This is a genomic window from Microbacterium petrolearium, from assembly GCF_054782875.1.
The window spans coordinates 83,158-108,312 of sequence record NZ_BAAGRQ010000008.1; the positions used below are offsets into that span (position 1 = coordinate 83,158).

Genomic DNA, 25,155 nt, shown 5'->3' on the forward strand with positions numbered 1-25,155 from the left:
CGCATCGACCCGATCGCCCGGCTTGCCGCGGCGTGCATCAGGAGGAACATCCGTGAAGATGACCACACTCAAGCGCGGCCTCGCAGGCCTCGGCATCGCGGCGGCCGCGGGCATGGTGCTCGCCGGCTGCGGCGCGGCACCCGAGGAGGGCGGCGACGGCGCCCCCGCCGAGGGCACCGACTTCATGGCCTGCGCGGTCTCGGACGAGGGCAGCTGGAACGACCAGTCGTTCAACGAGGCCGCCTACGCGGGTCTCGAGATGGCCGCGGAGGAGCTCGGCATCGAGATCAACGACGCCGAGTCGAACAGCACCGAGGACTTCGCGCCGAACCTGCAGACGATGGTCGACGGCGGCTGCGACGTCATCTTCGCCGTGGGCTTCGGCTTCGGCGACACCGGCGCCCTCGAGCAGGTCGCCACCGCCTCGCCCGACACGCACTTCGTCTGGATCGACGGCTGGGACCTCGGTCTCGACAACGTCAAGGTCATCGACTACGCGATGGAGCAGTCGAGCTACCTCGCCGGCTACCTCGCGGCGGGCTACAGCGAGTCCAAGGTCGTCGCCACCTACGGCGGCGCCAACATGATGTCGGTCACCAAGTTCATGGACGGCTTCTACTACGGCGCCACGGCCTGGGGCGAGGAGAACGGCACGGACGTGACCGTCCTCGGCTGGGACCCCGAGAACCCGGCCGGCGGCAGCTTCACGGCGAACTTCGGCGACACCGCCGGCGCCACGAGCATCACGGCGAGCCAGCTCTCGCAGGGCGCCGATGTGTTCTACCCGGTCGCGGGCGGCCTGTTCGGCTCGACGATCGAGGTCATCCGCACCGAGGGTGCGCCCGCCGTCGTGCTGGGTGTCGACCGCGACATCGCCACGACGCAGCCGCAGTACGCCGACATCATCCTCACGTCGGTCGAGAAGCGCATGACGCAGGCCGTGTACGACAACATCGAGATGCTCGTGGACGGCGAGGAGTTCTCGACCGAGCCCTACGTCGGCACGCTCGAGAACGACGGCACCGCGCTCAGCGCCTTCGGCGAGTTCGACGGGCAGATCGACGACGCGCTGAAGACGCGCCTCGACGAGCTGACCCAGGAGATCATCGCCGGCGAGATCGAGATCCCGGTCACCGGCGCCGAGTAATCGCCGCACGCCACGCGTGAACGCCGGGGTGGCCCACAGCCGCCCCGGCGTTCCCGTGCCCAGAATCCGACCCATCTGGAAGAATCCGGAACGATGAAACTCGAACTCCGCGGGATCACGAAGCGCTTCGGATCGTTCGTCGCCAACGACGCGATCGATCTCGAGATCGCGCCCGGCGAGATCCACTGCCTCCTCGGCGAGAACGGCGCGGGCAAGTCCACGCTGATGAACGTGCTCTTCGGCCTCTACCAGGCCGAGGAGGGCGAGATCCTCGTCGACGACGAGCCCGTGCACTTCGCCGGCCCCGGCGATGCGATGGCCGCGGGCATCGGCATGGTGCACCAGCACTTCATGCTGATCCCCGTGTTCACGGTCGCCGAGAACGTCATGCTGGGCAACGAGCCCACGCGCGGCGGCGTGCTGTCGATGGACGCCGCGAGGGCGCGGGTGCGCGAGATCTCCGAGCGGTTCGGCTTCGACATCGATCCGGACGCCGTCGTCGAGGAGCTGCCGGTGGGCGCGCAGCAGCGCGTGGAGATCGTCAAGGCGCTCGCGCGCGACGCCCGGCTGCTCGTGCTCGACGAGCCGACCGCCGTGCTCACCCCGCAGGAGACCGACGAGCTGATGGGCATCATGCGGGAGCTCGCGGCCAGCGGCACGTCGATCGTGTTCATCACGCACAAGCTCCGCGAGGTGCGCGAGGTCGCCGACCGCATCACGGTGATCCGCCGCGGCAAGGTCGTGGCCTCGGCCGATCCCACGGCGGAGCCGACGGAGCTGGCCTCGCTCATGGTCGGCCGCGACGTCGACCTCGAGGTCGACAAGCAGCCGCCGGCCTACACCGACTCGCGCTTCGAGGTCTCGGGCCTCACGCTCGTCGGGCGCTCGGGCGAGCACCTGCTCGACGACATCGACTTCACCGTGCGCGGGGGAGAGGTGCTCGCGATCGCGGGCGTGCAGGGCAACGGCCAGACCGAGCTGACCGAGGCGATCCTGGGGCTGCGCCGGCACGCGAGGGGATCGATCCTGCTCGACGGCCGACAGCTGCTGGGCAAGACCGTGCGGCAGGTGCTGGACGCGGGTGTGGGCTTCGTGCCGGAGGACCGCAAGAAGGACGGGCTCGTGGGCGAGTTCTCGATCGCCGAGAACCTCATGCTCGACCGCAGCGACGGCGCGCCGTTCGTGCGTATGGGCACGATCGACCGGCGCGCGATCGCGGAGTTCGCCGAGGGGGCGATCGACGAGTTCGACATCCGCGCGCAGGGCATCGACCAGGCGGCCGGGCGGCTGTCGGGCGGCAACCAGCAGAAGGTGGTGCTGGCGCGCGAGCTGGGCCGCGACCTGCGCCTGTTCATCGCGTCGCAGCCCACGCGCGGGCTCGACGTGGGCTCGATCGAGTTCGTGCACGACCGGATCATCGCCGCGCGCGATGCCGGCATCCCCGTGCTCATCGTCTCGACCGAGCTCGACGAGGTCATCGGCCTCGCGGACCGCATCGCGGTCATGTACCACGGACGGATCGTCGGCATCGTGGACGGCGACACGCCGCGCGCGACGCTCGGCCAGATGATGGCGGGAGTCGCGGCATGAGCGAGACCACACCTTCGCCCACCCGACGCGCGCGGGCGGCCCAGCCGCCGTCGCGGGTCGACTCGGTGCTGCGCGACGCGCTCCGCGAGATCCTCGCCGGCAGCGTGGTGCGCGGCGCGCTCGCGATCCTCATCGCCTTCGTCGTGGGCGCGATCCTCATCGTCACCACGAACGACGACGTCGTCTCGTCGGCCGGCTACTTCTTCGCCCGACCCATGGACACCCTCTCGGCGATGGGGCACGCGATCGGGGAGGCGTACGGCGCCCTCTTCCGCGGCGCGATCTACAACACCCAGGCGACCTCGTTCGAGGCCGGCATCCGCCCGCTCACCGAGACCGCGCGCTTCGCGGGGCCGCTCATCGCGGCCGGCCTCGGCGTGGCGCTCAGCTTCCGCGTGGGCATGTTCAACATCGGCGGCCAGGGCCAGCTCCTCGTCGCCGCCGGCTGCGCCATGTGGGCGGCCACCCAGTGGCAGCTGCCCGGCGGGCTGCACCTCGTCGCCGCGATCGTCTTCGGCCTCATCGGCGGATCCGTGTGGGGCGCGATCGTCGGCTTCCTCAAGGCGCAGACGGGCGCGCACGAGGTGATCGTCACGATCATGCTCAACTACGTGGCCGTCAACGTGCTCACGTGGGTGCTGCGCACCTCGCCCATGCACAACCCCGGCTCGGGCAACGACCCCACCTCGATGGCCCCCGCGGAGACCGCGCAGCTGCCGGCACTCCTCGGGCCGTCGTTCCAGCTGCACCTCGGCTTCGTCCTCGCCATCGCGGCCGCCGTCCTGTACTGGTGGCTCATGGAGCGCTCGTCGCTCGGCTTCAAGTTCCGTGCCGTCGGGCTCAACGCAGACGCCGCGCGCACGGCGGGCATCGACGTCGAGCGGATCTACGTCTACACGATGGCCGCCTCGGGCGCGTTCGTGGCCCTCGCGGGCGTGAACCAGGCGCTCGGACGCACGGCCGGATTCACGCCCTCGATCGACGCGGGCATCGGCTGGGACGCGATCACGGTCGCGCTGCTCGGCGGATCGCGGGCGGGCGGCGTCGTCTTCGCCGGGTTGCTGTTCGGCGCGTTCAAGGCCGCCTCCGCCACCATGCAGTTCGTGGGCGTCGCTCCCGAGGTGATGAGCGTCGTGCAGGGCGTCATCGTGCTGTTCATCGCGGCGCCTCCGCTCGTGCGGGCGATCTTCCGGCTGCCCGCCCCCGGTGCCGGCGTGCGCGCCGTGCTCGCGCGCACCCGCACGACCGAGACCCAGGAGGTGGCCAAGTGACCGGCGCCGTCGTGCTTCCCCAGGCGGACGTGGTCGTGCGTCGCGACGCGCCGCGCGCCTGGAAGGCCCCCATCGTGATGGGTGTGTTCACGCTCGTCGCGCTCGTGTGGTTCGTGCTCGGCACGGGGCCCGGCGAGGTCGCGTTCCGCTGGTCGCAGGCGCGCGACGCCATCCAGGTGCCCGACACCGTGCTGCCGGCGAAGGTCCTCGCGATCGTCGCCACCGTCATCCTCGCCGCCGTCACGGCCGTGGCCGTCGTGCTCGTGCAGCGGCGGATGCGGGTGTCGGTGTGGCTGTACGTGGGCTTCGGCATCGTGTGGCTCGCCGCGCTGCTCGGGCAGATCGGCCAGGGCACCACCCTCTCGATCGTGCTGCTGACAACGGGCGCGCTGAGCCTGGCGACGCCGCTCATCTACGGCGCCCTGGCGGGCGTGATCGGCGAGCGCGTGGGCGTGGCGAACATCGCCATCGAGGGCCAGCTGCTCATGGGCGCGTTCCTGGGCGCGGTCGTCGGCTCGATCACGAACAGCCTGTGGGCCGGCGTGCTGGCCGGCATGATCGGCGGCGCGCTCGTCTCGCTCGTGCTGGCGGCGTTCTCGATCACGTACCTCGTGGACCAGATCATCGTCGGCGTCGTGCTGAACGTGCTCGTGATCGGCATCACGAACTTCTTCTTCTCGGCGGTGCTCTCCTCGAACGCCGAGGAGTTGAACTTCCCCGGCACGTTCCCGAAGATCGCCATCCCGGTCCTCTCGGACATCCCCGTGATCGGGCCGACGCTGTTCGACCAGCGCATCACGACGTACCTCATGTACGTGCTCGTGCCCGTCGTGTGGTTCGTGCTGTTCAAGACCCGCATCGGGCTGCGCATCCGCGCCGTGGGGGAGCACCCGCTGGCCGCCGACACCGTCGGCATCAACGTCAACCGCACGCGGTTCTGGACCGTGACGGTCGCCGGCCTCGTCGCGGGCCTGGGCGGCGCCGTGCTCACGCTCGGCGAGTCGAACGCGTTCGTACGCGAGATGTCGAACGGCCAGGGCTACATCGCGCTCGCGTGCGTGATCCTGGGCCGCTGGCACCCGGTCGTCGCGGCGCTCGCGGCGCTCATGTTCGGATTCGCGCGCAACCTGGCGGTCGTCGCCAACCAGGCCGGCAGCGACATCCCCGCCGACCTCATCGCCACGACGCCCTACGTCGTGACGCTGATCGCGGTGGCGGGCCTCATCGGCCGCGCCGTGGCGCCGGCGGCGACGGGCAAGCCGTACGCCCCCGGGCACTGACGCCGTGCGCTCCGTAGGATGGGGCGTATGCCTGTACTGAGCGAGCGGAGCGAGACGAAGTGAGCACGCGCGTCGCCCTCGTGGGCGGGAACGGCAAGCTGGGGTCGATCATCCGCGGCGTGATCGAGGAGCTCGAGGGCTTCGAGGTCGCGTCGGTCCTGGGATCGGGCAGCGATCTGTCCGAGCTGGGCGGCGCCGACCTCGTGGTCGACGCGTCGACGCCCGCGGTGAGCATCGAGGTGGTGCGCGCCGCGGCGGAGCGGGGCCTCAACGTGCTCGTTGGCACGAGCGGATGGTCGGCGGAGCGCATCGCGCTCGTGCGCCCGCTCGTCGAGGCGGCGGGCACCGGCGCGGTGTTCATCCCGAACTTCTCTCTCGGATCGGTCATCGGCACCGCGATCGCGGCGGCGGCGAGCCGGTTCTTCCCGTTCGCCGAGATCGTCGAGGCGCATCGCGACTCGAAGATCGACTCGCCCTCCGGCACCGCCGTGCGCACCGCCGAGCTCATCACCGCCGCCCGGCAGGCGCCGGTCGAGGCCCCGCACGCGGATCAGCGCGCGCGCGGCCAGCAGGTGGCGAGCGTGCCCGTGCACTCGCTGCGCCGCCCCGGCGTGATCGCCCGCCAGGAGTCGATCCTCTCCGGCCCCGGCGAGACGCTCTCGATCGTGCACGACACGACCGATCCCGCCGAGGCCTACGCGCCCGGCATCCGCGTGGCGCTCGCCGGCGCCCTCGAGGCGCGCGGGGTCGTCGTGGGGCTCGACAGCTTCATCGACATCGGCGTCGGCACGCCCCGCCCGCGCGAGGGCCGCCCCGTCGCGGAGGACGCCGCCGCCGGGCAGGTCGCCGCGACCACGAGCACGATAGCGACCGCGTGACGACGCGCATCGGCGTCGCTGTCATCGCGGCGGCGCTCCTGCTCTACATCTGGCTCGTGGGCGTGCGCGCCGTCGCGCTGCTCGGCACGGGGGAGCCCGTGGCCGTCGTGATGGGCGTGGCCATGCTCGTGCTGCCCGCCATCGCCGTGTGGGCGCTGGCGCGCGAGCTGCTGTTCGGCGCCGGGGCCGAGCGCCTCGGCGCGCGGCTCGAGGCCGAGGGCGCGCTGCCCGACGACCCGGTCACGGTGCGCCCGAGCGGGCGCGTGGAGCGCGCGGACGGCGACGCCGTGTTCCCGAAGTACCGCGCCGAGGTGGAGGCGCGGCCCGACGACTGGCGCGCCTGGTACCGGCTCGGCCTGGCCTACGACGCCGCCGGCGACCGCCGCCGCGCGCGCGAGGCGATCCGCGAGGCGATGCGCCGCGAGCGCGCGGAGCGCTGACGCGGACGGCACTGAGCAGGCCGCGGCCCGGTCGGTTGCTGAACGGAGCGGCCGCAGGCTCGCGCGGATCGGTTGCTGAACGGAGCGGCCGCAGGCCGCGCAGATGAAGCGACCAGCGAAACCGCCCCGCTCAGCGGGGGCCCTGCGGCTCAGGCCAGCGTGGCCTCGAGGGTGATCTCGATGCCCGACAGCGCCTGCGACACGGGGCAGCCTGCCTTCGCGCCCTCGGCGATCTCGGCGAACTTCTCGGCGTCCAGGCCGGGCACGGTCGCGCTCACGTTGAGGTGGCTGCCGGTGATGCCGGTGCCGGGCACGAACGTCACGGAGGCGGTGGCCTCGATGCTCTCGGGCGGGGTGCCGTTCTGCGCCAGCGCGTTCGACAGTGCCATGCTGAAGCACGACGAGTGCGCGGCCGCGATCAGCTCCTCGGGCGTCGTCGTGCTCTCGGAGCCCTCGCTGCGGGCCTTCCAGTTGACCGGGAACGTGCCGATGCCCGAGCCCGGCGCGACGGTGCCGGACCCCTCGAAGAGCGAACCGCTCCAGGTGGTGGTGGCCTTGCTCGTGACGCTCATATGTCCTCCTCGATTGCGGGTTCGTCGCCAGCCTACTGACGAGCGCACCGGTGCAGCAGGGGTTGTCGTCGTCATATTTCTTCGCAACGGGGCCGGCGGTCGCGCAACCGTGCCAGCATCGGAGCATGTCGCCCCTCGCCGCCGCGCTGATCCTGGCCGGCATCGTGCTCGTCGCGGTGCTGCTCGGCCTCGCGCTGCGCCGCGGACAGGGGCGGGCGCGCCGGGTGGGGCAGGGGACGATCTCCACCGTCGATGTGGGGGTCGACGCCGGCGCGTTCGGCGAGCGGGCGACGCTCCTGCAGTTCAGCACCGAGGTGTGCGCCAAGTGCCCGTCGACGCGTCGCCTGCTCTCCGACGTCGCGTCGTCGCACGCCGGCGTGCGGCACGTGGACGTCGACCTCACCCACCGACCGGATCTCGCGCGCCGATTCCAGGTGCTGCAGACGCCGACCGTGCTGGTGCTGGACGGCTCCGGCGCGCCGCACGCGCGCATCGGGGGAGCGCCGCAACGGTCGACGGTCGTCGCCGAGCTCGAACGGATCGGAGGGGTGCATGCCTGACCAGGGGATCGACCCGCGGGGACCGCGGTTCGCGGCCGGGATCACGTCGGCGCTGCTGCTGGTGGCGACGTTCGCCGCGTTCGTCGGGAACTCCGCCGCGCGGACGCGGGTGGCCTACGTTCACACCTTGCCCGAGGTCGACGAGTGGTGGCTCCCCGGTGCCACGGTCGCCGAGCGCGCGGCCGACGTCGGCTTCGTCCTCGTGGCGATCGCCGCCGCGCTCTTCCTCTGGGGCGCCGCCTCGCCGCGCACGGCCCCGTGGGGCGTCGTGTTCCGACGGTTCGTGCGTCCCCGGCTCGGACCGCCGGCCGACCTCGAGGACCCGCGCCCGCCGCGGTTCGCGCAGGGGGTCGGGCTGTTCGTGACGGGCGCCGGGCTGGTGCTGCACCTGCTGGGCGTGCCGCTGGCCCTGCCGATCGCGGCCGCGGCGGCCTTCGTCGCGGCCTTCCTCAACGCGGCGTTCGGGTTCTGCCTGGGCTGCCAGATGTATCTGGGCCTGCAGCGGCTCGGCGTCGTCGGCCGCGCCGCCTGAGCGGCGGGGCGACGCACGATGAGGGGCAGCGCGTCGCGGTCCGAGTGTCGGTGCCCGGACGTACCCTTGAAGCCATGACCGCCGCCATCCCCACGCCCTACGAGGACCTGCTGCGCGACGTCCTCGCCAACGGCACGCACAAGGACGACCGCACCGGCACGGGGACGACGAGCGTGTTCGGGCGCCAGCTGCGCTACGACCTGTCGCAGGGCTTCCCGCTCATCACGACCAAGCGCGTGCACTTCAAGTCGGTCGCCCTCGAGCTGCTCTGGTTCCTGCGCGGCGACTCCAATGTGCGCTGGCTGCAGGAGCGCGGCGTGCGGATCTGGGACGAGTGGGCCGACGAGAACGGCGACCTCGGCCCCGTGTACGGCGTGCAGTGGCGCTCGTGGCCGGCCCCCGACGGGCAGCAGATCGACCAGATCGCGAACGTCGTCGAGCAGATCCGGCGCAACCCCGACTCGCGGCGCCACCTCGTGACGGCGTGGAACCCGTCGGAGATCGAGGGCATGGCGCTGCCGCCGTGCCACGCCATGTTCCAGTTCTACGTGGCCGACGGCCGGCTCTCGTGCCAGCTGTACCAGCGCAGCGCCGACATGTTCCTCGGCGTGCCGTTCAACATCGCCTCCTACGCCCTGCTGACCGCGATGGTCGCGCAGCAGACGGGCCTCGAGCTCGGCGAGTTCGTGTGGACCGGCGGCGACGTGCACATCTACGACAACCACCGCGAGCAGGTGGCCGAGCAGCTCTCGCGCGAGCCCTACCCGTACCCCACGCTGCACTTCGCACGCCGCCCGGAGTCGATCTTCGACTACGAGCTCGAGGACTTCGAGATCCGCGACTACCAGCACCACCCCACCATCAAGGCACCGGTCGCCGTCTGATGACGCTGCGGGCCATCTGGGCACAGGCCCGCTCGCGCGACGGGCGCGGGGTGATCGGGGCCGCGGGCGACATGCCGTGGCACCTGCCGGAGGACCTGGCGTACTTCAAGCGCTCCACGTCCGGCCACCCTGTGGTCATGGGGCGCCGCACGTGGGAGTCGTTCCCGCCGCGTTGGCGGCCGCTGCCCGGCCGGACGAACATCGTCGTCACGCGCGACGCCGCGTACGACGCGCCGGGGGCGACCGTCGTGCCCTCGCTCGACGAGGGCGTGGCCGCCGCGGCCGCCGCGTCGGAGGACGCGTGGATCATCGGGGGTGGGCAGATCTACGCGCAGGCGATGCCGCGCCTCGACGAGCTGTGGGTGACCGAGATCGATCTCGAGGTCGACGGCGACGCCTTCGCGCCGCCGATCGGCCCCGAGTGGCGGACGATCCGCGCCGATCCGGCGGACGGCTGGCACACGAGCGAGAGCGGCCTCCGCTACCGCTTCCTCGTCTACGCCAGGGCGTGAGCGCAGGCGGGGGACGATAGCCTGGAGGCATGACGCACTCGGGCAATCCCTTCGGGCAGGTGCTCGTCGCGCTCGTCACTCCGATGACGGCCGACGGCGAGGTCGATTGGCCCAGCGTCGAGAAGCACATCGACGACGTCGTCTCGGCGGGCGCCGACGGCGTCGTCGTCACGGGCACCACGGGCGAGACCTCCACCCTCACCGACGCCGAGAAGATCCGGCTCGTCGAGGTCGGCAAGGACGTCGCCGCGGGGCGCGCCCGGATCATCACGGGCGGCGGATCGAACGAGACCGCGCACGCGATCGAGCTCTACCGGAAGAGCGAGAAGGCCGGCGCCGACGGCATCATGATCGTCACGCCGTACTACAACAAGCCGACGCAGGCGGGCATCCTCACGCACTTCCGCCTCGTCGCGAACGCGACGGATCTGCCGGTCATCCTGTACGACATCCCCGGCCGCACCGGCGTGCCGATCCGGTACGAGACGATCCTGCGCCTCGCGAAGCACCCCAACATCCTCGCGATCAAGGACGCCAAGGGCGACTTCAGCGAGGTCAGCCGCGTGCTGAACCAGACCGATCTGATGTACTTCTCGGGCGACGACGCCAACGTGCTGCCGCACATGTCGATCGGCGCCGTGGGCGCCATCAGCGTGACGGCCAACATCGCGCCGGCGCCGTACCGCACGATCGTCGACGCCGTGAACCGCGGCGACCTCGCGGCCGCAACCGATGCGCACATGCGCCTCGAGCCGCTCGTCCGCGCCGTCATGACGCACGTGCCGGGCACGGTCTCGGCCAAGTACATCCTGCACGGCCTCGGCCGCATCTCGAGCCCGCGCGTGCGCCTGCCCCTCGTCGGCCCCGAGGAGTGGGAGGCCGCCGTCATCGAGGACGAGCTGGCCCTCGTGAAGGGCGTCGAGGGCGTCGACTTCTCCGACTTCCGCCCCGACCGCAATGCGGCCGCCGGCGGTGCGCTGCCGAAGATCCCCGGCACCACGCGCTGAAGACCTCCGCGGGCGTGAAGCGCCCGCACGACAACAGAAGAATCGACGACCGGACGCCCCGCGTCCCGGGAAGGCGGACCATGTCCACACCTGTCTACGACCCGCGCCCCCTCGAGAGCGGCGTGCTGCGCGTGACCCCGCTCGGCGGCCTCGGCGAGGTCGGCCGCAACATGACCACGTACGAGTTCGACGGCAAGATCCTCATCGTCGACTGCGGCGTGCTCTTCCCCGAGGAGCACCAGCCCGGCGTCGACCTCATCCTGCCCGACATCGAGCCCGTGCGCGGCCGCCTCGACGACATCGTCGGCGTCGTGCTCACGCACGGCCACGAAGACCACATCGGCGCCGTGCCGTACCTGCTGCGCCTGCGCGAGGACATCCCCATCATCGGATCGGGCCTCACGCTCGCGCTCACGCAGGCGAAGCTCAAGGAGCACCGGATCCGGCCGGTCTCGCAGAAGGTCGTCGAGGGCGAGCGCCTGAGCGTCGGACCCTTCGACCTCGAGTTCGTGGCCGTGAACCACTCGATCCCCGACGCGCTCGCCATCGCGATCCGCACGCCGGCCGGCCTCGTGCTGCACACGGGCGACTTCAAGATGGACCAGCTGCCGCTCGACGGCCGCATCACCGACCTGCGCGCCTTCGCGCGCCTGGGGGAGGAGGGCGTCGACCTCTTCCTGCCCGACTCCACGAACGCCGACGTGCCGGGCTTCACCCCGACGGAGCGGGCCATCGGTCCCGTGCTCGACCAGGTGATCTCGAAGACCACGGGACGCGTCATCGTGGCGAGCTTCTCGAGCCACGTGCACCGCGTGCAGCAGGTGCTCGACGCCGCCGCCGCGAACGGCCGCCGCGTCGCGCTGCTCGGCCGCAGCATGCTGCGGAACATGACGATCGCCGCCGACCTCGGCTACCTGCAGGTCCCGCAGGGCGTGCTCATCGACTACAAGAAGGCCCGCGACATCCCCGACAGCGAGATCGTCTACATGTCGACCGGATCGCAGGGCGAGCCGATGGCCGTCCTCAGCCGGATGGCGAACCTCGACCACGAGATCGAGCCCGGTCCCGGCGACACCGTGATCCTCGCCTCCTCGCTCATCCCCGGCAACGAGAACGCGGTCTACCGTGTCATCGACGGGCTCACGAAGCTCGGCGCCAACGTCGTGCACAAGGCCAACGCGCGCGTGCACGTCTCGGGCCACGCGGCGGCAGGCGAGCTGCTGTACTGCTACAACATCCTCCAGCCGCGCAACGTGCTGCCCGTGCACGGCGAGTACCGCCACCTCATGGCCAACGCCAAGCTGGCGCAGGACACGGGCATCCCCGAGACGCGCACGATCCTCGGCCAGAACGGCACCGTGGTCGACCTGCGAGACGGCGTCGCCGAGGTCGTGGGCCAGCTCGACCTGGGCTTCGTGTACGTGGACGGGTCGAGCGTGGGCGCCATCACCGACGCCGACCTCAAGGATCGCCGCGTGCTGGGCGAGGAGGGCTTCGTCTCGGTCATCGTCGTCGTCGACGCCCAGACCGGACGCATCATCTCGGGTCCCGAGATCCAGGCGCGCGGCGTGGCCGAGGACGACGCGGTGTTCGACAAGGTCAAGCCGAAGATCGCCGCCGCCCTCGAGGAGGCCGCGCAGAACGGCGTGCGCGACAACCACGCGCTGACGCAGACCGTGCGCCGCACGATCGGCCGCTGGGTGGGCAACTCGCTGCGCCGCCGCCCGATGATCGTCCCGGTCGTCATCGAGGCCTGACGCGGGGCCGGAGCGGCGCGGGATCCGCGGAAACCCGGGTCGCTCCCGCCGGATGTCGGCGCCCGCGCGTAGCGTGGAGCGCATGGCACGCACGTCGACCGACCCCAAGAGCGCCCGCTCGAAGGCGTCGTCGCGCGCCCGCAAGCCGGCGCCGGCGCCGAAGAAGTACGTCGGCGAGGCCGACAAGCCGCCCGTCGCCGTGCGCGCCTGGAACGGCCTCGCCCACGGCGTGGGCGGGCTGTTCCGCGTGTTCGGGCCCGAGAGCCTCGAGAAGGACGACCGCCGCGACGGCTTCCCGTTCCTGCTCGTGCTGCTGGCCGCGGCCGGCGCCGTCACCGAGTGGGTGTTCATCGGCAACGAGGCGGCGTCGCTCGTGAGCGCGTACACCTTCGGGCTCTTCATCGGGCGCACGGCGTTCGTCTACCCGGTGCTGCTGCTCCTGCTGGCGGGCTGGCTCTTCCGCCACCCTTCGTCCGTGCACGACAACGGCCGCATCGGCATCGGCTTCGGCCTGCTCTCCGTCACCGTCGCGGGCTTCTGCCACGTGGCAGGCGGCCGCCCCCAGCCCCCGGCCGGCATGCCGGCGCTGAGCGAGGCCGGCGGGCTGTTCGGATGGATGATCGGCGAGCCCCTCGCGATGCTCCTCACCGATGTCGGCGCGTACATCCTGCTCGGCCTGCTGGGCGCGCTGAGCGTGCTGATCCTCACCAAGACGCCGCCGAACCGGATCGTGAGCCGGCTCGGCGACCTGTACGCCTGGATGTTCGGCACCGAGCGCGTCGTCGAGGACGCCGGCGAGACCGCCCCGACGAAGGTGCTCGGCAAGGGCAAGGGCAAGGCCGACGACGAGGCGTCCGACGACGACGCCGACGACCGCCCCTGGTGGCGCCGCAACAAGAGCGGTCGCGAGGAGGAGTCGGATGTCGTCACCGATCCTCAGGACCTCACCGAGCTGCTCGGCACCCAGACCGACGGCGGCTACCACAACGCGGTCGTCGTCGCCGACCCCGAGCCCGCCGACGACGCCACCGAGATCCTCTCCGACCTGAGCGGCGTGACGGCCGGACTGCGCGAGTCCGGATCGACGGGGCTCGTGGGCGACGGCGACGACACCGGCGACCTCGCCGAGGCGCTGCCCGGCCTCAGCGGGTTCGGCACCGACGGTCCCGGATCGCGCGGACCCCAGCCGCCGTCCACGCCCTATGTGCTGCCCTCGCCCGCCGCGCTCTCGGCCGGGCCGCCCTCGATCGCCAAGTCCGAGGCGAACGAGCGCATGGTGCAGCAGATCGAGGGCGTCTTCGAGCAGTTCAAGGTCGACGCGAAGGTCACCGGCTTCTCCCGTGGCCCGACGGTCACGCAGTACGAGGTCGAGCTCGGCCCCGGCGTGAAGGTCGAGAAGATCACGCAGCTGTCGAACAACATCTCGTACGCGGTCGCGTCGAACGACGTCCGCATCCTCGCGCCGATCCCCGGCAAGAGCGCGATCGGCATCGAGATCCCGAACGTCGACCGCGAGACGGTCGCGCTCGGCGACGTGCTGCGGTCGCCTGCGGCGCAGAAGTCGACGCACCCCATGACCATCGGCGTGGGCAAGGACGTCTCGGGCGGCTATGTCGTCGCCAACCTCGCGAAGATGCCGCACCTGCTCGTCGCCGGATCCACGGGATCCGGAAAGTCGAGCTTCGTGAACTCGATGATCACGAGCATCCTGATGCGCGCCAAGCCGAGCGAGGTGCGCATGGTGCTCGTCGACCCCAAGCGCGTGGAGCTGACGAACTACGCCGGCGTGCCGCACCTGATCACGCCCATCATCACGAACCCGAAGAAGGCCGCCGAGGCGCTGCAGTGGGTCGTGAAGGAGATGGACATGCGGTATGACGACCTCGCGTCGTTCGGCTACCGCCACGTCGACGACTTCAACGCCGCCCTCGCGCGCGGCGAGGTCGAGCTGCCGCCGGGCAGCGAGCGGGTGCTGAAGCCGTACCCGTACCTGCTCGTGGTCGTCGACGAGCTCGCCGACCTCATGATGGTCGCCCCGCGCGACGTCGAGGACTCCATCGTCCGCATCACGCAGCTGGCCCGCGCCGCCGGCATCCACCTCGTGCTCGCGACGCAGCGCCCGTCGGTCAACGTGGTCACGGGCCTCATCAAGGCCAACGTGCCCTCCCGCCTCGCCTTCGCGGTGACGAGCGTCACCGACAGCCGCGTCATCCTCGACGAGGGCGGCGCCGACAAGCTCATCGGCCAGGGCGACGCCCTGTTCTCGCCGATGGGGTCGTCCAAGCCGTTCCGCGTGCAGGGCGCGTGGGTGACCGAGGACGAGATCGACCGCGTGGTCAAGCACGTCACCGGGCAGGCCCGCCCCGAGTACCGCTCCGACGTGGCCGAGGCGATCGACGCGAAGAAGAAGGAGATCGACGAGGACATCGGCGACGACCTCGAGATGCTGCTGGCGGCGGCCGAGCTCGTCGTGTCGAGCCAGTTCGGCTCGACCTCGATGCTGCAGCGCAAGCTGCGGGTGGGCTTCGCCAAGGCCGGTCGCCTCATGGACCTGCTGGAGTCGCGCGAGATCGTCGGCCCGTCCGAGGGCTCGAAGGCCCGCGACGTGCTCGTCACCCCCGAGCAGCTGCCCGAGGTGCTCGCGCGCATCAAGGGCGAGGACGTGCCGCCGCCGGCCCCCGCGGCCGCCGAGGAGCCCGAGGACGACCGCTACGCCGACGACCCGATCGAGGCCCAGTTCGCCGGCCGCCCCGTCGAGGACGAGGACGGCGACGAGGACGCCTGGCAGCTGACCGGGCGGGACTGAGACACTTCACGCATGGCCATTCCCCGGCAGCTGCCGAACGCGATCACCGTCGCCCGCATCCCGCTCGCGATCCTCTTCCTCATCCTCCTGCTGCTCGCGGGGCGGCATGGTGAGGCCGATCTCGCGCTGCGCTGGGTCGCCGGCGTGCTGTTCGTCGTGGCGATCTCCACCGACTGGGTCGACGGCTACCTCGCGCGTCGCTACGACATCGTCAGCGACTTCGGCAAGCTGTGGGATCCCATCGCCGACAAGCTCCTCACGGGTCTCGCGTTCGTCGGCCTCGCGATCCTGGGCGAGATGGCCTGGTGGATGGTCGTCGTCATCCTCGTGCGCGAGTGGGGCATCACGGTGCACCGGCTCGTCGTGGCACGCGAGCACGTGGTCGCGGCGGCGTGGATGGGCAAGCTCAAGACCACGGTGCAGGCCGTCGCGCTCTCGTGGGCGCTGCTGCCCCTGCACCTGCTCATCGGCGTCGGCCCGTGGGCGGTGATCACGGCGGTGCTGATGTGGGTGGTCGTCGTGCTCACGCTCGCGAGCGGCGTCGACTACGTCGTCGCGCAGGTGCGGGGCGCGCGGGCGGTGCGATGAGCGGGCCGTCGGTGCCCGGCACGTTCGGCGTGGCGTCGGATCTTCTTGCGCAGCTGCGCGCCCGTGGCTGGACCATCGCCGTCGCCGAGTCGCTGACCGGCGGTCTGCTCGCCTCGGCGCTCGTGGAGATCCCCGGCGCCTCCGCGAGCCTGCGCGGGGGAGTGGTCGCGTACGACACGGCCATCAAGCGCAGCCTGCTCGGGGTCGACGCCCGCACGCTCGCCGACGGCGGGGCGGTGCAGCCGCGGGTGGCGGCGCAGATGGCGGAGGGCGTGCGGCGCGCGATGGCCGTCGACGGCGCGGCGTCCGAGGTCGGCGTCGCGACGACCGGGATCGCCGGCCCGGTCTCGCCGGACGGGCAGCCGGTCGGAACCGTCGACATCGGCGTGAGCCTGCCCGGCGGCACGCACACGGAGCGGGCCGTGCTGTCCGGCGACCGCGACGAGATCCGCGCGCAGGCGGTGGGCCTGGCGCTGCGCCTGACGCTCGACTTCGTGCGCGCCGAATCCCCCACGCGGGTAGCCGGCGAGGGAAATCTGTGTGATTCCGAGGAATCCGACAGATCCCGGGATTAGATTGGGTCACACGGTGTTGTACTGTTGTGCACCCGAACGAACCGGTCGGCTGCAGTGAGGAGGGGGCCCGACATGATCCTGGTACGTCAAGAGATCGGCGACGTCCTGCGGGATTTCCGTCAGCAGCAGGGGCAGACCCTCCGCCAGGTCGCGAGCAAGGCGAGCGTCGCGCTGGGCTACCTCAGCGAGGTGGAGCGCGGGCAGAAGGAGGCCTCGAGCGAGATCCTCGCGTCGGTGGCCGAGGCGCTCGACATCCCCATCTCCACGATCATGCGCACGGTCGGCGACCGCATCGCGGTGGTCGAGGGCGTGGATCACTTCCCGGACGTCGTCCCCGACGACCTCGTGGCGCAGGTCGGCCCCGAGCTGTCGCTGCGCTGACGCTCTTGCGGCGAAGCGAGTTCCTGCGCGCGGTCGACGACGAGTTCGGCGCCCATGCGGTGTCGCTGCTGAACGATCTCGTGCTGCCCGGCTTCGGGCGGACGGCGACGGAGGCGCTCGACGCCGGCGTGCCGCCGCGCGAGATCTGGCTCGCGCTGTGCGAGGAGACGGACGTCCCCGCCGAGCGCCGCTACGGCGCGGGCCGGATCGAGCCCCGGCGCTGACGCGGGGCCGCGTCTCGCGCGTGCCCGCCGGTGGAGTCGAACATCCGTACGGCGTGTTGTCGAACATCCGTTCTTTTCGCGCGTAGCCTCGTGCACAGGTGGACCCGGGTGCCGGGCCTTCCACAGTCCGCGGATCTCCCACATGCGATGTCGGAGGCCCCTCGTACCGTGGCAGACAGGCACCCAGCCACACGCCTTGTCGGAGAACCCGCTCGACCGAGCGGGTCGCGACAGCCTAGAGGCGGCGGAATCACGAGCAGAAGGAGCACGTCATGCCCTCAGCAGCAGATCGCGAGAAGGCCCTCGAGTCGGCCCTCGCCCAGATCGACCGGCAGTTCGGGAAGGGCTCGATCATGCGACTGGGCAGCGATGAGCGCGCCCCGGTCGAGGTCATCCCCACGGGCTCCATCGCCCTCGACGTCGCGCTCGGCGTCGGCGGACTGCCCCGCGGCCGCATCATCGAGATCTACGGGCCGGAGTCGTCGGGTAAGACGACGCTGACCCTCCACGCGATCGCCAACGTCCAGCGCGCCGGCGGAATCGCGGCGTTCGTCGACGCGGAGCACGCGCTCGACCCCGAGTATGCGAAGAAGCTCGGCGTCGACATCGACCAGCTCCTCGTCTCGCAGCCCGACACGGGTGAGCAGGCGCTCGAGATCGCGGACATGCTGATCCGCTCCGGCGCGATCGACGTCGTCGTCATCGACTCCGTCGCGGCGCTCGTGCCCCGCGCCGAGATCGAGGGCGAGATGGGCGACTCGCACGTGGGCCTGCAGGCGCGCCTCATGTCGCAGGCGCTCCGCAAGCTCACCGGTGGGCTGAACCAGACGAAGACGACGGCGATCTTCATCAACCAGCTGCGCGAGAAGATCGGCGTGTTCTTCGGATCGCCCGAGACCACCGCGGGTGGAAAGGCGCTGAAGTTCTACGCGTCGGTCCGCCTCGACATCCGCCGCATCGAGACGCTCAAGGACGGCAGCGAGGCGGTCGGAAACCGCACGCGCGTCAAGGTCGTCAAGAACAAGATGGCGCCGCCCTTCAAGCAGGCGGAGTTCGACATCCTCTACGGCACCGGCATCTCGCGCGAGGGCAGCCTGATCGACTTCGGTGTCGAGCACGGCATCGTCAAGAAGTCGGGATCGTGGTTCACCTACGACGGCGATCAGCTCGGCCAGGGCAAGGAGAACGCGCGCAACTTCCTGCTCAAGAACCCCGACATCGCGAACGAGATCGAGACGCGCATCAAGGAGAAGCTCGGCGTCGGCCAGAGCGGTGCCGCGGCCGTCGAGGCTCCGGCCGACGAGGTGACCGCGCGTCGCACGGCGTGAGGCCATGCGAGGCGACGACACGCAGGGAGCCGACGTGACGACGCAGCATGACGGGGGCGAGGACCTCGCCCCCGTCATCCCCCTCTTCGGCGCGGGCCGCGGGCGGTCCGGGAGTCGGACTGCGGGCGGCCGGCCGGGGGAGGAGCGGGCGCCGCACGCGGCCGGCCCGACCCACCCCACGCGCCGCATCCCGTCCGCGGCGTCCCCCTCCGGCGCCGGTCCGGAGGCAGACGCCGCCGACGGCGACGCGGACGCGGCCTGGCACACCACGTGGCGAGGCCTCGGAGCGGGGCGCCCGCGCCCGGTGCCGACCCTCGAGATCGAGAAGCGCGACGGGATGCGGCAGGTGCGCTTCGCGGACGCCGGGGCCGGGGACGAGGCCGGCGGCGCGGCCGCGGCGCCGCGTCGGCGCGATGCCTCCGAGCGCGATGCCTCAGAGCCCGATGCCTCGGAGCTCGCGGAGCGGGCCGAGCGCCGTCTCGTCCGCTCGCTGGGCACGCGGGGCCTGTCCGTGGTCGAGGCGCGCTCCCGCCTCGTGCAGGAGCTCCCGCGCGAGACGGCGGACGAGATCCTCGAGCGCCTGCAGCGGATCGGCGCGCTCGACGACGCGCGGCTTGCCGAGCAGCTGATCCACACGTCCCTTGCACGCAAGAAGCAGGGGCGGCGCGCCATCGCCCAGTCGCTGTCGACGCGGGGCATCCCGCGCGAGGTCATCGACGCGGCGCTGGCGGAGCTGCCCGACGACGACGCCGAGCGGGCACTCGAGTTCGCGCGCGGCAAGGCGCGGCAGCTGGCGCGCTACGACGATGACACCGCGCTGCGGCGCCTCGTCGGTCAGCTCGCGCGGCGGGGGTTCGGCGGATCCGTCGGGATGTCGGCGGCGCGGCGCGCGCTCCTCGAGGTCAGGGCCCCGTCCGGTGGGGCGCCGTCCGGTGGGGTCCGGTTCGAGTAGAGGCCGATGCCCGAGCACGGCCGAGACGTAGCTCGCAGCGGGCACAGCCAGGGAACGTAGAATGAGGCCGTCATGAGCACACCCTCCAGCGCCCCCACCCTCATCGAGCCGTCGACGGCCGCCGTCGGTGCCGACGGCCGGCCCCGTTCGTACGAAGTGCGCACCTTCGGCTGCCAGATGAACGTGCACGACTCCGAGCGGCTCTCGGGCTCTCTCGAGAGCGCGGGCTACGTGCGCGCCGCGGAGGGCGAGGACGCCGACGTCGTCATCATCAACACGTGCGCCGTGCGCGAGAACGCGGCCGGCAAGCTCTACGGCACGCTCGGCCACCTGAAGTCGCGCAAGGACAAGCACGCCGGCATGCAGATCGCCGTCGGCGGCTGCCTGGCGCAGATGGACAAGGAGACCGTGCAGCGCAAGGCGCCGTGGGTCGACGTCGTCTTCGGCACGCACAACATGGGGTCGCTGCCGCGCCTGCTCGAGCGCTCGCGTCACAACGAGGAGGCGGAGCTCGAGATCCTCGAGTCCCTCGAGACGTTCCCCTCCACGCTGCCGACCAAGCGCGACTCCGTCTACAGCGGCTGGGTGTCGATCTCGGTCGGGTGCAACAACACCTGCACGTTCTGCATCGTGCCCAGCCTGCGCGGCAAGGAGAAGGATCGTCGCCCCGGCGACATCCTGAACGAGATCCGCCCGCTCGTGGAGGACGGCGCGATCGAGGTCACGCTGCTCGGTCAGAACGTCAACTCCTACGGCGTCGAGTTCGGCGACCGCCACGCGTTCGGCAAGCTGCTGCGCGCCGCGGGAGAGATCCCGGGCCTCGAGCGCATCCGCTTCACGAGCCCGCACCCCGCCGCCTTCACCGACGACGTGATCGACGCGATGGCCGAGACGCCGCAGGTGATGCCGCAGCTGCACATGCCGCTGCAGTCGGGCAGCGACCGCATCCTGCGCGCCATGCGCCGCTCCTACCGCAGCGCGAAGTTCCTCGGCATCCTCGACCGGGTGCGCGAGCGCATCCCGCACGCCGCCATCTCCACCGACATCATCGTGGGCTTCCCCGGCGAGACCGAGGAGGACTTCCAGGAGACGCTGCGCGTCGTGGAGCAGGCCCGCTTCGCGAGCGCCTTCACCTTCCAGTACTCGATCCGCGAGGGCACGCCCGCCGCGACGATGCCCGACCAGGTGCCCAAGGAGGTCGTGCAGGATCGCTACGACCGCCTCATCGCCCTGCAGCAGCGCATCACGCTCGAGGAGAACGAGAAGCAGCTCGGCCGCGAGGTCGAGGTGCTCGTGTCCACGGGCGAGGGCAAGAAGGACGCCGCGACCCACCGCCTCACCGGTCGCGCCGAGGACAACCGCCTCGTCCACTTCGAGGTGCCCGCCGGATCCGACCTGCCCCGCCCCGGAGACGTCGTCACCGTGACGATCACCCACGCGGCGCCGTCCCACCTTCTCGCCGATGCGCCGGACGGCGCGCCGCTGCGCATCCGCCGCACCCGCGCCGGCGACGCGTGGGACCGCACTCAGTCGGAGTCGTGCGCCGTGCCGTCCGCCGACGGCCACGGCGGCGCCGCGTCCGGACCGGTGAAGCTCGGCCTGCCCACCCTGCGCGTCGGCGTCTGACGGCCCCGGTCGTCGGACCGAGTCCAGCAAGCGGAGACGCGGTGAGCGAGCCGAGGCCGTCGGGGCGCGACCCCGATGACGGGCCGCGCCTGTGGGCGGTCGTCGGCGCGACCGGGACGGGCAAGAGCGACCTCTCGCTCGACCTCGCCGAGGCCCTCGCGGCACGCGGACGCGGGGCCGAGATCGTCAACGCCGACGCCATGCAGCTGTACCGCGGCATGGACGTCGGCACCGCCAAGCTCTCCGTTGCCGAGCGGCGGGGCATCCCGCACCAGCTGTTCGACGTGCTCGAGGTGACCGAGGACGCCGCCGTCGCGCGCTACCAGGACGACGCGCGCGCCGCGATCGACGACATCCTGGCCCGTGGGCGTCATGCGATCCTCGTCGGCGGATCCGGGCTATACGTCTCGAGCGTGCTGTTCGACTTCCGCTTCCCGCCCCGCGACGAGCGGCTGCGCGCCGAGCTCGAGGCCGAGCTCGACCGCTCCGGCCCCGGCGCCCTCTACGACCGGCTCCGCGCCGCCGACCCGGCCACGGCCGAGCGGGTCGACCCGCGCAACGGCCGGCGAATCGTGCGTGCCCTGGAGATCCTCGCCCAGGGCGAGCGCACGCACGGCGCCGCGCTGCCCGAGCGGCCGGTGCCCTGGCGGCCGGCGGAGCTGATCGGCCTCACGATGGACCGCCCGGCGCTCATCGAACGCCTCGACCGGCGCGTGGAGCGGATGTGGGCGAGCGGCATGCTCGACGAGACCGCCCGGCTGCGCGAGCGCGGGCTCGAGCGGGGCACCACGGCGCGCCGCGCGATCGGCTACGCGCAGGCGCTCGCGCAGCTGCGGGGCGAGCTTGGCGAGGCCGACGCCATCGCCGAGACGCAGGCGCTCACGCGCCGCTACGCGCGCCGCCAGGTGAGCTGGTTCCGCCGCTACGCGGACGTGCGCTGGCACGAGGCCGGCCGCGCGGACCCCGCGGCCATCGCCGGCTGACCCGCGCCCTCCTCGCCCCCGTCCATGCGCGGATCCGTAGACTGGCGGGATGACGGAGATCGCGTTCACCAAGGGTCACGGCACGGGCAACGACTTCGTGATCGTCGCCGACCCGGACGGCGAGCTCGAGCTCAGCGACGACCAGGTCGCCATCCTGTGCGACCGCCGCTTCGGCATCGGGGCCGACGGCCTGCTGCGCGTCGTCCGCTCCGACCGCATCCCGGAGGGGGCCGCGGCCCTCGCCGAGGACGAGCATGCCGAATGGTTCATGGACTACCGCAACGCCGACGGCTCGAAGGCCGAGATGTGCGGCAACGGGGTGCGCGTGTTCGCCAAGTACCTCCTCGACGCGGGCCTGGCGACCCTCGACGCCGGCTCGACGCTGCCCATCGGCACGCGCGCGGGCGTGCGCGACGTCACGCGCAGCGAGACGGGCTTCCAGGTGGACCTGGGCCGCTGGCGCGCCGAGCCGGGGGAGCCGACGGTGCGCGCCCGCGGGATCGACGTGGCCAGGCCCGGGCTGGGCATCGACCTCGGCAACCCGCACGTCGTCGTCGCCCTCGCCTCCGAGGACGAGCTCGAGGCGCTGGATCTCACGGCGCGCCCCGTCGTCGAGCCGGTGCCCGAGCGCGGCGCCAACATCGAGTTCGTCGTGCCGCAGGAGCCGCTCGTGAAGGACGGCATCGGGCGCGTGCGCATGCGCGTGTTCGAGCGCGGCGTGGGCGAGACCCTCAGCTGCGGCACGGGCGTCGCGGCGACGGCCCTCGCCGTGCGCGAGTGGGCGGGGCCCACGGCGCCGAGCCATTGGCGCGTGGACGTGCCGGGCGGCACGCTCGCCGTGCGCATGTTCCCCGCCGAGGACGGCGAGCACGTCGCGCTGTCGGGCCCCGCCACGCTCGTCTACACGGGCACGGTCGCGCTCGCCTGACGGGCGGAACGCCCCGCGTCAGACCCCGAGCGTGTCGATCGGCGCCGTCGGGGGATTGCCGTGCCGGCGCACCTTGATCACGCGATAGCCCTTGCCCGTCGCGGTGCGGTGCACGGTGAAGCCGTCGTCGAACGTGGCGGCCAGCCAGCGCTGCAGGGAGTCCGAGCCGAGATCGCGCTTGACCACGAGGTAGGCGTCGCTGCGCTCCGCCAGCCGCGGGATCCACGTCTCCATCAGCTCGTGGAGCATCGACTTGCCGACCCGGATCGGCGGATTCGAGCGGATCGTGCGGAAGGTCACGTCGGAGGGAACATCCGCGGGCGTGACGGCGTTGATGTTCTCGAGGCCGAGCTCCTCGGCGTTGCGCCGCACGAGGTCGAGGGCGCGCTCGTTCACATCCACCGCCCACACGCGGGCGCGGGGCGACAGCGTCGCGAGCGTCAGCGAGATGGGCCCCCATCCGCATCCGAGGTCCAGGAAGTCGCCGCCCGCGGGCGGCTCCGGGGCGCTGTCGAGGAGGACCTTGGTGCCGGTGTCGAGACGTTCGGGACTGAAGACGCCGGCCGCGGTCGTCACCTCGACCTCACGGCCGGCGAGGGGGATGCGGATGCGCCGAAGCTTCTCGGCGCTGGCGGGAGCCTCGCTGAAGTAGTGATCTCCCATAGGCGGCCAGCGTACCGGAGTCGACGGTCCGCCGTAACGCGCAGTTCCTGCGCAGGACACCATCTGCCGCGATCGCGGCGGATCACCTAAGCTGAAGGGCTTGCACGTGCACGAAGACAGGGAGCACATGACGGAATCCACCTCGTCCGAGCCGGACACCACCTCGCGCCGCGACGACGCGACCGAGGACTCGATCGATCCGGTCGAGCGCGTGCTGGCGAGCGTCGATGCGCGCTCGGGGCTGCGCACCTTCGGCGGCGCCCAGGCGCTGCAGGACGACGCGACGGCCTACGGCACATCGGACGGCGAGCAGTGGGATCGCGAGGAGCGCGCCGCGCTGCGCCGCGTCCCGGGGCTGTCGACCGAGCTCGAGGACGTCACCGAGGTCGAGTACCGGCAGCTGCGGCTGGAGAACGTCGTGCTCGTGGGCGTCTACTCCCAGGGCTCGCTCGTCGACGCCGAGAACTCGCTGCGCGAGCTGGCGGCGCTCGCCGAGACCGCCGGCGCCGTCGTGCTCGACGGCGTGCTGCAGCGCCGCCCGCACCCCGACCCCGCGACGTACCTCGGCCGCGGCAAGGCCGAGGAGCTGAGGGACCTCGTGGCGTCCGTCGGCGCCGACACGGTCATCGCCGACACCGAGCTGGCCTCCTCGCAGCGCCGCGCGCTCGAGGACGTCGTCAAGGTGAAGGTGATCGACCGCACCGCCGTGATCCTCGACATCTTCGCGCAGCACGCGAAGACGCGCGAGGGCAAGGCGCAGGTCGAGCTCGCCCAGCTCGAGTACCTGCTGCCGCGCCTGCGCGGCTGGGGTGAGTCGATGAGCCGCCAGGCCGGTGGCCAGGTCGGCGCGGGCGGAGCGGGCATGGGCTCGCGCGGACCGGGTGAGACGAAGATCGAGCTGGATCGGCGTCGCATCCGCACGCGCATGGCGCAGCTGCGCCGCCAGATCCGCGACTTCGCGCCTGCGCGCGATGCCAAGCGCTCCGAGCGCAAGCGCAATACGATCCCGTCGGTGGCGATCGCGGGGTACACGAACGCCGGCAAGTCGAGCCTGCTGAACCGCCTCACGAGCGCCGGCGTGCTCGTCGAGAACGCGCTGTTCGCCACGCTCGATGCGACCGTGCGCCGCACGGAGACGAGCGACGGGCGCGTGTACACGCTCGCCGACACCGTGGGCTTCGTCCGCAACCTGCCGCACCAGCTCGTCGAGGCGTTCCGCTCGACCCTCGAGGAGGTCGCCGACGCCGACGTGCTGCTGCACGTCGTCGACGCGCACCACCCCGATCCCGCCGGGCAGATCGCCACGGTGCGCGACGTGATGGGCGAGGTGGGGGCGCGCGAGGTGCCCGAGATCGTCGTCTTCAACAAGGCCGACCTCGTCGACGACGACACCCGCCTCGTGCTGCACGGTCTCGAGCCGCGCGCGGTGTTCGTCTCGTCCCGCACGGGCGAGGGCATCGACGAGCTGCGCCGCGTCGTCGAGGACGCGCTGCCGCTGCCCGAGGTCGAGCTGCGCGCCGTCGTGCCGTACAGCCGCGGCGAGCTCGTCTCGGCCATCCACGAGACCGGCCAGCTCCTCGAGCGCCGCCACGAGACCGAGGGCACGTTCGTCCACGCGCGCGTCAACGCCCGCCTCGCGGCGGAGCTGGAGCCCTACACGCTCTGACCCCA

25 protein-coding genes are annotated in these 25,155 nt (G+C 71.9%); 23 read left to right on the plus strand and 2 right to left on the minus strand.

Annotated features, from left to right (window positions below):
- The first annotated feature begins 58 nt into the window (after nt 1-58).
- The 6 genes from ACYVJ0_RS08355 (at nt 59) to ACYVJ0_RS08380 (ending at nt 6,606) form a co-directional block, all read left to right on the plus strand.
- Nucleotides 59-1,147 carry a BMP family lipoprotein gene (locus ACYVJ0_RS08355; protein WP_460817279.1) on the plus strand — a complete coding sequence of 363 codons (1,089 nt, stop codon included), beginning with the start codon at nt 59-61 and terminating at the stop codon, nt 1,145-1,147.
- A 93-nt stretch (nt 1,148-1,240) separates the two neighbouring features.
- On the plus strand, nt 1,241-2,737 hold the full coding sequence (locus ACYVJ0_RS08360; protein ID WP_449854672.1) for an ABC transporter ATP-binding protein: 1,497 nt from the start codon (nt 1,241-1,243) through the stop codon (nt 2,735-2,737).
- The gene (locus ACYVJ0_RS08365) at nt 2,734-4,008 is read left to right on the plus strand and encodes an ABC transporter permease (protein ID WP_460817219.1); all 1,275 of its coding nucleotides are present in this window, start codon (nt 2,734-2,736) and stop codon (nt 4,006-4,008) included. Before ACYVJ0_RS08360 ends, ACYVJ0_RS08365 begins: the two co-directional genes overlap by 4 nt.
- Nucleotides 4,005-5,288: an ABC transporter permease gene (locus ACYVJ0_RS08370; protein WP_460817221.1), complete on the plus strand. Its 1,284-nt coding sequence runs from the start codon at nt 4,005-4,007 to the stop codon at nt 5,286-5,288. The genes ACYVJ0_RS08365 and ACYVJ0_RS08370 overlap by 4 nt, the downstream gene beginning before the upstream one ends.
- Before the next feature lie 59 nt (nt 5,289-5,347).
- Nucleotides 5,348-6,166 (plus strand): 4-hydroxy-tetrahydrodipicolinate reductase, encoded by an 819-nt coding sequence (locus tag ACYVJ0_RS08375; RefSeq protein ID WP_460817223.1) that lies wholly within the window; start codon nt 5,348-5,350, stop codon nt 6,164-6,166.
- Complete coding sequence (locus ACYVJ0_RS08380; protein ID WP_460817224.1) at nt 6,163-6,606, plus strand: hypothetical protein; 444 nt, start codon at nt 6,163-6,165, stop codon at nt 6,604-6,606. The genes ACYVJ0_RS08375 and ACYVJ0_RS08380 overlap by 4 nt, the downstream gene beginning before the upstream one ends.
- Nucleotides 6,607-6,755: 149 nt before the next feature.
- Here ACYVJ0_RS08380 and ACYVJ0_RS08385 read toward each other — a convergent pair whose 3' ends face one another.
- Complete coding sequence (locus tag ACYVJ0_RS08385; RefSeq protein ID WP_460817226.1) at nt 6,756-7,178, minus strand: OsmC family peroxiredoxin; 423 nt, start codon at nt 7,176-7,178, stop codon at nt 6,756-6,758.
- Nucleotides 7,179-7,303: 125 nt separating this feature from the next.
- Between ACYVJ0_RS08385 and ACYVJ0_RS08390 the strand changes: the two genes are divergently transcribed.
- From ACYVJ0_RS08390 to dapF, 16 genes are all read left to right on the plus strand, one after another.
- The gene (locus ACYVJ0_RS08390; protein WP_460817228.1) at nt 7,304-7,738 is read left to right on the plus strand and encodes a thioredoxin family protein; all 435 of its coding nucleotides are present in this window, start codon (nt 7,304-7,306) and stop codon (nt 7,736-7,738) included.
- Entirely contained in the window at nt 7,731-8,270 is a 540-nt protein-coding gene (locus ACYVJ0_RS08395) for a DUF4395 domain-containing protein (protein ID WP_449854679.1), read from the plus strand. Before ACYVJ0_RS08390 ends, ACYVJ0_RS08395 begins: the two co-directional genes overlap by 8 nt.
- A gap of 74 nt (nt 8,271-8,344) precedes the next feature.
- Nucleotides 8,345-9,154 carry a thymidylate synthase gene (locus ACYVJ0_RS08400; RefSeq protein ID WP_460817231.1) on the plus strand — a complete coding sequence of 270 codons (810 nt, stop codon included), beginning with the start codon at nt 8,345-8,347 and terminating at the stop codon, nt 9,152-9,154.
- Nucleotides 9,154-9,666, plus strand: a complete 513-nt coding sequence (locus ACYVJ0_RS08405; RefSeq protein WP_460817233.1) for a dihydrofolate reductase — start codon at nt 9,154-9,156, stop codon at nt 9,664-9,666. Before ACYVJ0_RS08400 ends, ACYVJ0_RS08405 begins: the two co-directional genes overlap by 1 nt.
- A gap of 29 nt (nt 9,667-9,695) precedes the next feature.
- Complete coding sequence (gene dapA, locus ACYVJ0_RS08410) at nt 9,696-10,673, plus strand: 4-hydroxy-tetrahydrodipicolinate synthase (protein ID WP_449854682.1); 978 nt, start codon at nt 9,696-9,698, stop codon at nt 10,671-10,673.
- A gap of 80 nt (nt 10,674-10,753) precedes the next feature.
- The gene (locus ACYVJ0_RS08415; RefSeq protein ID WP_449854683.1) at nt 10,754-12,430 is read left to right on the plus strand and encodes a ribonuclease J; all 1,677 of its coding nucleotides are present in this window, start codon (nt 10,754-10,756) and stop codon (nt 12,428-12,430) included.
- A gap of 82 nt (nt 12,431-12,512) precedes the next feature.
- The gene (locus ACYVJ0_RS08420; RefSeq protein WP_460817235.1) at nt 12,513-15,236 is read left to right on the plus strand and encodes an FtsK/SpoIIIE family DNA translocase; all 2,724 of its coding nucleotides are present in this window, start codon (nt 12,513-12,515) and stop codon (nt 15,234-15,236) included.
- 12 nt (nt 15,237-15,248) lie between these two features.
- Nucleotides 15,249-15,824 (plus strand): CDP-diacylglycerol--glycerol-3-phosphate 3-phosphatidyltransferase, encoded by a 576-nt coding sequence (gene pgsA, locus ACYVJ0_RS08425; RefSeq protein ID WP_449854685.1) that lies wholly within the window; start codon nt 15,249-15,251, stop codon nt 15,822-15,824.
- Nucleotides 15,821-16,399, plus strand: a complete 579-nt coding sequence (locus ACYVJ0_RS08430) for a CinA family protein (protein ID WP_460817237.1) — start codon at nt 15,821-15,823, stop codon at nt 16,397-16,399. The genes pgsA and ACYVJ0_RS08430 overlap by 4 nt, the downstream gene beginning before the upstream one ends.
- Before the next feature lie 72 nt (nt 16,400-16,471).
- A complete protein-coding gene (locus ACYVJ0_RS08435) occupies nt 16,472-16,780 on the plus strand; it encodes a helix-turn-helix domain-containing protein (RefSeq protein ID WP_449854687.1) in 309 nt (102 codons plus the stop codon).
- 5 nt (nt 16,781-16,785) lie between these two features.
- Nucleotides 16,786-17,004, plus strand: a complete 219-nt coding sequence (locus tag ACYVJ0_RS08440; protein ID WP_449854688.1) for a DUF3046 domain-containing protein — start codon at nt 16,786-16,788, stop codon at nt 17,002-17,004.
- Between the two features lie 272 nt (nt 17,005-17,276).
- A complete protein-coding gene (gene recA / locus ACYVJ0_RS08445; protein WP_449854689.1) occupies nt 17,277-18,332 on the plus strand; it encodes a recombinase RecA in 1,056 nt (351 codons plus the stop codon).
- Between the two features lie 34 nt (nt 18,333-18,366).
- Nucleotides 18,367-19,284 (plus strand): regulatory protein RecX, encoded by a 918-nt coding sequence (locus ACYVJ0_RS08450; RefSeq protein ID WP_460817239.1) that lies wholly within the window; start codon nt 18,367-18,369, stop codon nt 19,282-19,284.
- Nucleotides 19,285-19,356: 72 nt separating this feature from the next.
- Nucleotides 19,357-20,910 carry a tRNA (N6-isopentenyl adenosine(37)-C2)-methylthiotransferase MiaB gene (gene miaB / locus ACYVJ0_RS08455; RefSeq protein WP_460817241.1) on the plus strand — a complete coding sequence of 518 codons (1,554 nt, stop codon included), beginning with the start codon at nt 19,357-19,359 and terminating at the stop codon, nt 20,908-20,910.
- Between the two features lie 41 nt (nt 20,911-20,951).
- Nucleotides 20,952-21,893: a tRNA (adenosine(37)-N6)-dimethylallyltransferase MiaA gene (gene miaA, locus ACYVJ0_RS08460; RefSeq protein WP_460817243.1), complete on the plus strand. Its 942-nt coding sequence runs from the start codon at nt 20,952-20,954 to the stop codon at nt 21,891-21,893.
- A gap of 49 nt (nt 21,894-21,942) precedes the next feature.
- Nucleotides 21,943-22,821: a diaminopimelate epimerase gene (gene dapF / locus ACYVJ0_RS08465; RefSeq protein WP_460817245.1), complete on the plus strand. Its 879-nt coding sequence runs from the start codon at nt 21,943-21,945 to the stop codon at nt 22,819-22,821.
- An 18-nt stretch (nt 22,822-22,839) separates the two neighbouring features.
- Here the strand turns inward: dapF and ACYVJ0_RS08470 are convergent, their stop codons facing one another.
- Nucleotides 22,840-23,484 carry a class I SAM-dependent methyltransferase gene (locus tag ACYVJ0_RS08470; protein ID WP_460817247.1) on the minus strand — a complete coding sequence of 215 codons (645 nt, stop codon included), beginning with the start codon at nt 23,482-23,484 and terminating at the stop codon, nt 22,840-22,842.
- Between the two features lie 127 nt (nt 23,485-23,611).
- Here ACYVJ0_RS08470 and hflX point away from each other — a divergent pair, with 127 nt between their 5' ends.
- Nucleotides 23,612-25,150 (plus strand): GTPase HflX, encoded by a 1,539-nt coding sequence (gene hflX, locus ACYVJ0_RS08475; RefSeq protein ID WP_449854695.1) that lies wholly within the window; start codon nt 23,612-23,614, stop codon nt 25,148-25,150.
- The last annotated feature ends 5 nt before the right edge of the window (nt 25,151-25,155 follow it).

Bases quoted from the DNA above. Each gene is read 5' to 3' on its own strand.
- ACYVJ0_RS08415 (WP_449854683.1), top strand. From the start codon at position 10,754: ATGTCCACACCTGTCTACGACCCGCGCCCCCTCGAGAGCGGCGTGCTG.
- miaB (WP_460817241.1), top strand. From the start codon at position 19,357: ATGAGCACACCCTCCAGCGCCCCCACCCTCATCGAGCCGTCGACGGCC.
- ACYVJ0_RS08385 (WP_460817226.1), bottom strand. From the start codon at position 7,178: ATGAGCGTCACGAGCAAGGCCACCACCACCTGGAGCGGTTCGCTCTTC.
- ACYVJ0_RS08365 (WP_460817219.1), top strand. From the start codon at position 2,734: ATGAGCGAGACCACACCTTCGCCCACCCGACGCGCGCGGGCGGCCCAG.
- ACYVJ0_RS08470 (WP_460817247.1), bottom strand. From the start codon at position 23,484: ATGGGAGATCACTACTTCAGCGAGGCTCCCGCCAGCGCCGAGAAGCTT.
- pgsA (WP_449854685.1), top strand. From the start codon at position 15,249: ATGGCCATTCCCCGGCAGCTGCCGAACGCGATCACCGTCGCCCGCATC.
- dapF (WP_460817245.1), top strand. From the start codon at position 21,943: ATGACGGAGATCGCGTTCACCAAGGGTCACGGCACGGGCAACGACTTC.
- ACYVJ0_RS08430 (WP_460817237.1), top strand. From the start codon at position 15,821: ATGAGCGGGCCGTCGGTGCCCGGCACGTTCGGCGTGGCGTCGGATCTT.
- ACYVJ0_RS08400 (WP_460817231.1), top strand. From the start codon at position 8,345: ATGACCGCCGCCATCCCCACGCCCTACGAGGACCTGCTGCGCGACGTC.
- dapA (WP_449854682.1), top strand. From the start codon at position 9,696: ATGACGCACTCGGGCAATCCCTTCGGGCAGGTGCTCGTCGCGCTCGTC.
- ACYVJ0_RS08405 (WP_460817233.1), top strand. From the start codon at position 9,154: ATGACGCTGCGGGCCATCTGGGCACAGGCCCGCTCGCGCGACGGGCGC.
- ACYVJ0_RS08395 (WP_449854679.1), top strand. From the start codon at position 7,731: ATGCCTGACCAGGGGATCGACCCGCGGGGACCGCGGTTCGCGGCCGGG.
- ACYVJ0_RS08390 (WP_460817228.1), top strand. From the start codon at position 7,304: ATGTCGCCCCTCGCCGCCGCGCTGATCCTGGCCGGCATCGTGCTCGTC.
- ACYVJ0_RS08435 (WP_449854687.1), top strand. From the start codon at position 16,472: ATGATCCTGGTACGTCAAGAGATCGGCGACGTCCTGCGGGATTTCCGT.
- ACYVJ0_RS08420 (WP_460817235.1), top strand. From the start codon at position 12,513: ATGGCACGCACGTCGACCGACCCCAAGAGCGCCCGCTCGAAGGCGTCG.
- ACYVJ0_RS08360 (WP_449854672.1), top strand. From the start codon at position 1,241: ATGAAACTCGAACTCCGCGGGATCACGAAGCGCTTCGGATCGTTCGTC.
- hflX (WP_449854695.1), top strand. From the start codon at position 23,612: ATGACGGAATCCACCTCGTCCGAGCCGGACACCACCTCGCGCCGCGAC.
- recA (WP_449854689.1), top strand. From the start codon at position 17,277: ATGCCCTCAGCAGCAGATCGCGAGAAGGCCCTCGAGTCGGCCCTCGCC.
- ACYVJ0_RS08355 (WP_460817279.1), top strand. From the start codon at position 59: ATGACCACACTCAAGCGCGGCCTCGCAGGCCTCGGCATCGCGGCGGCC.